Source organism: Frankia canadensis, assembly GCF_900197875.1.
Lineage (GTDB): Bacteria > Actinomycetota > Actinomycetes > Frankiales > Frankiaceae > Frankia > Frankia canadensis.
Genome location: NZ_FZMO01000230.1, coordinates 1 through 5,900, shown reverse-complemented (window position 1 = coordinate 5,900; position 5,900 = coordinate 1). Strand labels below are relative to the sequence as shown.

The following is a 5,900-nucleotide window of genomic DNA, read 5'->3' as shown; positions in this document are numbered from 1 at the left end:
GTGATCAGGTCTGCCGGAGCGCGCAGCCCCAGCAGCCGGGCCCCGCACTCACACCACCCGCGGACGCGCCCATCGCGACGCACGGCACCAAAGTGGGGCAGACCGCCACGCCGACGTCCCAGCCGGCGGCGGGAACGGCCGCGGCGTTCCGGTTGCCGTGGAGCGTGCTGCTCCTGCTGGGCGCGCTCGGGTCGCTCGCCTGGAGCGTCGCGCTGGCGCTGGTCACTCCCGGTGATCTGGCCGCGGGGCTGCGCGCTCCGGCAGACCTGATCACCGCGGCCGGAACCGTCGGCGACGACCCGCTCGGCCTGCTCGCCCACTACACGGCCACCACCGGGCACGTGGCCGCGGGGGCGGCCGCCGTCCTGCCCACCCATCCCCCGGGCCCCGTGGTGGCCGCCTGGCTGCTGGCGCGCGCCGGGCTGGGCGGCGCCCTGCCCGTCGGGCTGGTGTTCACCGGCTGCGGGGCGCTGACCCTGCCGGTGGTGTGCGTCGCGATCCGGTCGCTGTGCCACGAGACGGCCACCCGGCGCCTCGTGCCCGTGCTGGTGCTCGCGCCGTGGAGCGGCTGGCTCGCGGGCTCCCCGGACGCCGTCACGGCCCTTCTGGCGGCGCTGGCGGTCGCCGTCGGGGTGGTCGGCTGCGAGCCGGGTCGGCGCTCGGTGTGGTGGGCGCTGGGCAGCGGGCTGCTGCTGGGGCTCGCCGCGTTGTTCGGCTATGCCCCGGTCTGGCTGGGTGTGGCGGTGGCCGCGGCCTACTTCGTCCGGCGCCGACCGTTGCTCAACGTGTTCACCGGGCTCGGCGCGCTGCTACCGCTGTGGCTGTGCGCCGCCTGGGGCTTCGCCTGGCCGGACGGGTTGGCGCTCGCCCGGGCCGCGCGGGTGCCGGTGGGCAGCGCGCTGGCCTGGGTCTTTCTGGACCTGACCATCGTCGTGCTGGCCGCCGGGCCGGTGGCCGTGCGCGCGGCGCGCAGGCTGCGGCTCACCCCCGGCTGGCCGTTCCTGGTCGGCGCGGGCGCGACGGCCCTGTTCGCGACGGCCGTGGGACTCGCCGACGGCGGCGCGGAACGGACCTGGCTCCCTCTGTTTCCGTGGCTGCTGGTCGCCGCGGTGGCGCCCCGGCCACGGCCCCCCGGCCCTGGCGACCGGTTGCGGGCCGGCAGACCGCCCGTCGTCCTGATGTCACTGGGCGCGGTCGCGGCCGTCGCCCTGCGGCTGTGTCTGGGCCGCTCGGCCTGACCCTCGTGGTCCAGGCATCCAGGCAGTCGGGCATCCGGGCAGTCGGGCAGTCGGGCGTCCAGGCAGTCGGGCGAGCGCGTCCCGCCGGGTGACGGATGGTCCGCCCCGCTAAGGGGTCTCGAGGCCCAGGGATCGCAGAAGGTGGGTCAGTTCCTCCTCGAAGAGCGCGTCCGGACGGGCCGTCTGGGCCTGCAGGTGCCCATAGACCTCCAACGCCACCAGGCCGTGCAGGCGTCCCCACAGGCGTAGGGCCAGCGCGAGACCGGCTGGCGGAAGCTCCGGGAAGACCGGACGGACCTTGTCGAGCAGTCCGGCGTCGAAGTCGGACCAGCCGAACGCGCTGTCGGCCTGCAGACCTTCGGCCCATGGCCAGGCGGCGGCCGTCACCGCGGTGAGGGCCAGGCAGACGCGCTGCGCGGCCGCCGGGGCCGCACCGCCCTCCGGCGGCCGGTATCCGGGCACGGGGTCCCCGTAGACCAGCCGGAAACCCTGCGGATTCGCCAGGGCCCAGCCTCGGAAGGCCCGCGCCCACCCACGAATCCGTTCCCGCGGACCGCCGCCGGACCCCGAGCCGCCGGGGGTGTCGTCGGGCACGCGGCCGGGAGTGCCGCCAGGAGTGCCGGCCGGGTCGGCGTTCCAGGCCGCCTCGATCGCGTCCGCGAGTGCCGTGTGCACGTCCTCGATCAGTGCGGTCACCAGGTCGTCGCGGGTGGCGAAGTACCCGTAGATCGCGTTGGCAGTCATGCCCATCTCCCGGGCGATCGCCCGCAGCGTGATCGCGTCGGGGCCGCCCGCGGCCATGAGCGCGAGCGCCACCTGCTTGATCTCCGCTGTCGTCTCGGCCCGTAGCCGCTCTCGGCGTCCGCGCGTTGCTACCACACCGCAGGACTCTATGGCCCCCACTCGCTCACGGCATATCTTTACTTCACGCCATATAGTTTGGTGACACTGTCACCTCAGATGGGAGAACCATGCGCATCGGCGTCATCGGAGCCACGGGCGGCATCGGCAGTCTCGTCGTCACCGAGGCCCTCCAGCGGGGCCACCAGGTCACGGCGTGCAGCCGCGACGCGACGGGCATCAGGGAGGCACGAGAGAACATCACGTGGGCGAGCGTCGACGTCCTCGACGCCGGCAGCGTCACCGCGATCCTGCCGGGGCTGGACGTGCTGATCAGCACGTTCCAGCCGGGCAACGCCACGCGGGACATCGCGGACACGATCCGGCGCTCGATCGCCGATCCGTCCGTCCACTCCCGCGCCGCACATGCCCTGCTCACGGCGTTGAACAGCCACCCCCGCACCCGGCTGATCGTGGTCGGCGGGGCCGGCAGCCTGGAGATCGAACCCGGGCTCGTCCTCGCCGACGCGCAGGACCGGCTGCACCAGGTTCTCGACGGGATCGGGCTGCCGCGGGAGTACGCCGCGTCCGTGCGCGGCGCCCGGGACGGGCTCAACATCCTGCGCACATCCAACCGGCTGTGGACCTACTTCAGCCCCGCCGAGGACATCTTCCCCGGTGAGCGCACCGGGCGGTTCCGCATCGGCGGCGACCAGCCCGTCCGCGACGCCGATGGGCGCAGCCGCGTCTCGACGGCGGACGCGGCCGTCGCCCTGCTCGACGAAGCGGAGCTCCCCCGCTTCATCCAGCGCCGCTTCACGATCGGCTACTGAACCGGCCCGTACCGCGGGACCCCAGCTCCTACGGCGAAAACGCGAGGCCAGGGACACCCGTGGAGCGAACGCCGTTACGAAAGCCTAGGCGGTGGCGGGAGCGGTGGCGGCGGCCGGGTCCCGAGGGACGTCCGGCTCCAGGAAGATCCTCATCGGGGTGTGCACCGCGGCGCGCAGGGCCGCCTCCGCGGTGTCGATGGTCGCGGCGACATCGCGCATGGTCACTGTCGGCGGCAGGCCGATCTTGGCGGCGACGAGCAGCTCGTCCGGGCCCAGGTGCAGCGTGCGCAGGTGGATGACGGCGCTCACCCCGGGGGCGGCGGCGAGGGTGGCCCGGATCGTGGCCACCGTCGCCGGCGTCGCCGCCTCTCCGACGAGCATGCCGTAGGCCTCCGTGGCCACGAGCACCGCGACGACGAGCAGCAGGATGCCGATGGCCAGGGTGCCGACGCCGTCCCAGACCGGATCGTCGAGCAGCATCGTGAGGCCCACCCCGCCGAGCGCGAACAGCAGGCCGAGCTCGGCGGCCAGATCCTCCAGCAGCACGATCGGCAGCTCCGGTGCCCGCGCCTCCCGGATGAACCGCCACCAGGACCGGTCGCCCTTGACCTTGGCCGACTCGCGCATCGCGGTGGCGAACGAGTAGGACTCGAGCGCGACGGCGATGAGCAGGATCACGATCGCGACCAGGCCGCTCTCCAGCTCGTGCGGGTGGCGGATCTTCTCCACGCCCTCGTAGGCGGAGAACAGCCCACCGACGCTGAACAGCACGATGCCGACCAGGAAGGCGGCGATGTAGCGGGCGCGGCCGTAGCCGAAGGGATGGTCCTCGTCGGCCGGCTGGGCGGACCTGCGCTGGCCGAGCAGCAGCAGGCCCTGGTTGCCGGAGTCGGCGACCGAGTGGATCGACTCGGCGAGCATCGACGACGACTGCGTGAACAGGAACGCCACGAACTTCGTGACCGCGATGCCGAGGTTGGCGGCCAACGCCGCGAGGACCGCCTTGGTGCCGCCCTGGGTACTCAAACCGTGCTCCATCGTGACGGTGGTGGGGAATGGGGACCAGGCCCACACGATAGGGCGCGCCCGGAACAGCTCCGAGACGGGCCCGCGAGGCCGGCGATCAGGCCGGACTCCTGGATCAGCCCGGGGTCCTGGATCAGGCCAGACTCCTGGATCAGGCCAGCCTCCTGGATCAGGCCAGGGTGATGAGCTCGGCGAGGTCCGGGGACCAGTTGTCCTCGACGCCGTCGGGCAGCATGAGCACCTTCTGCGGGTCGAGCGCCTCGACGGCGCCCGGGTCGTGCGTGACGAGCACCACGGAGCCCTTGTAGGTGGCGAGCGCGGCCAGCACCTCGTCGCGCGACGCGGGGTCGAGGTTGTTCGTCGGCTCGTCGAGCAGCAGCACGTTCGCCGAGCTGCAGACCAGCCCGGCCAGCGCCAGCCGGGTCTTCTCGCCGCCGGACAGCGTCGCCGCCTTCTGCTCGACGGTGTCGCCGCTGAACAGGAACGCGCCGAGGATGCGCCGCAGCTCCACATCGGAGGTGTTCGGCGCGGCGGCGCGCATGTTGTCGAGGACCGAGCGGTCGGTGTCGAGCGTCTCGTGCTCCTGGGCGTAGTAGCCCAGCCGCAGACCGTGGCCGGGATGCACCTCGCCGGTGTCCGCCCGCTCCACGCCGGCGAGGATGCGCAGCAGCGTCGTCTTGCCGGCGCCGTTGAGGCCGAGGATCACCACCCGCGAGCCGCGGTCGATGGCCAGGTCGACGTCGGTGAACACCTCCAGCGAGCCGTACGTCTTCGACAGGCCCGTCGCCGTCAGCGGCGTGCGCCCGCAGGGAGCCGGGTCCGGGAAGCGCAGCTTGGCCACCCGGTCGGCGACGCGGATCTCGGCCAGGCCGGAGGCGAGCCGGTCGGCGCGGCGGTCCATCTGGTGGGCGGCGCGGGCCTTCGTCGCCTTCGCCCGCATCTTGTCGGCCTGCGCCTTCAGCGCGTCGATCTTCTTCTCGGCGTTGGCCCGCTCGCGCTTGCGGCGGCGCTCGTCGGCCTCCCGCGACGTCAGGTACGTCTTCCAGTTGACGTTGTAGACGTCGAGGGCGGCGCGGTTCGCGTCGAGGTGGAAGACCTTGTTGACGCACTTGTCGAGCAGGTCGACGTCGTGGCTGACGACGATGAGCCCGCCGGTGTGGGCGCGCAGGAAGTCGCGCAGCCAGGTGATGGAGTCGGCGTCGAGGTGGTTCGTCGGCTCGTCGAGCAGCAGCGTGGCGTCGGAGTTCCCGGAGCCGGCGAACAGGATGCGGGCCAGCTCCACCCGGCGGCGCTGGCCGCCGGACAGCGTGCCGAGGCGCTGCCCGAGCACCCGGTCGGCGAGGCCCAGCGACGAGCAGATCCGGGCCGCCTCCGCCTCGGCGGCGTAGCCACCGAGGGTGCCGAAGCGGTCCTCCAGCACGCCGTAGCGGCGCACGGCGGCGTCGCGTTCCTTCGTGTCGGCGAGCTCGGCCATCTCGACCTGGAGCTTCTCCATGTCCCGCAGGATCACGTCGAGGCCGCGGGCGGAGAGTACCCGGTCGCGGGCGGAGTCGGCCGGGTCGCCGGCGCGCGGGTCCTGCGGCAGATAACCGAGCTCGCCGCGAACGTCGACGCTGCCGGCGAACGGCAGCCCCTCTTTGGCCAGGCACTTGAGCAGCGTCGTCTTGCCGGCGCCGTTGCGCCCGACGAGGCCGATCCGGTCACCACCCTGCACCCGGAAGGACACGGGCTCGATCAGGGTGCGGGCTCCGGCACGCAGTTCGAGCTCGGACACGATGATCATGGAGGTGGGGCCTCTTTCGGGGGCTCGCGGGACGACGCCGGGACGGCGCTGGGACGGCTACGGCCGGCGGGAAGCTTCCGCCAGGCCGGACATCCCGTGGATGACGGACGCGGCGACGCTCATACCCACCAGACTACGGGGCCCCCGGCTCCGACTCTCCCGTCCGGGCCCCCGCCCGTC

5 protein-coding genes are annotated in these 5,900 nt (G+C 73.2%); 2 read left to right on the top strand and 3 right to left on the bottom strand.

Features of this window, described 5'->3' with window-relative positions; all coding sequences use genetic code 11:
* On the top strand, nt 1-1,238 hold a 1,238-nt coding region (locus C1A33_RS18570), incomplete at its 5' end, for a hypothetical protein (protein WP_243407702.1).
* A 108-nt stretch (nt 1,239-1,346) separates the two neighbouring features.
* Here the strand turns inward: C1A33_RS18570 and C1A33_RS18565 are convergent.
* A complete protein-coding gene (locus C1A33_RS18565) occupies nt 1,347-2,117 on the bottom strand; it encodes a TetR/AcrR family transcriptional regulator (RefSeq protein WP_243407701.1) in 771 nt (256 codons plus the stop codon).
* Between the two features lie 92 nt (nt 2,118-2,209).
* Here C1A33_RS18565 and C1A33_RS18560 point away from each other — a divergent pair, with 92 nt between their 5' ends.
* Nucleotides 2,210-2,911 (top strand): NAD(P)-dependent oxidoreductase, encoded by a 702-nt coding sequence (locus tag C1A33_RS18560; protein WP_101832735.1) that lies wholly within the window; start codon nt 2,210-2,212, stop codon nt 2,909-2,911.
* A gap of 84 nt (nt 2,912-2,995) precedes the next feature.
* Here the strand turns inward: C1A33_RS18560 and C1A33_RS18555 are convergent, their stop codons facing one another.
* Together C1A33_RS18555 and C1A33_RS18550 are read right to left on the bottom strand one after the other, a co-directional pair.
* Nucleotides 2,996-3,937, bottom strand: a complete 942-nt coding sequence (locus C1A33_RS18555; protein ID WP_101832734.1) for a cation diffusion facilitator family transporter — start codon at nt 3,935-3,937, stop codon at nt 2,996-2,998.
* Between the two features lie 169 nt (nt 3,938-4,106).
* Complete coding sequence (locus tag C1A33_RS18550; protein ID WP_101832733.1) at nt 4,107-5,720, bottom strand: ABC-F family ATP-binding cassette domain-containing protein; 1,614 nt, start codon at nt 5,718-5,720, stop codon at nt 4,107-4,109.
* Between the last annotated feature and the right edge of the window lie 180 nt (nt 5,721-5,900).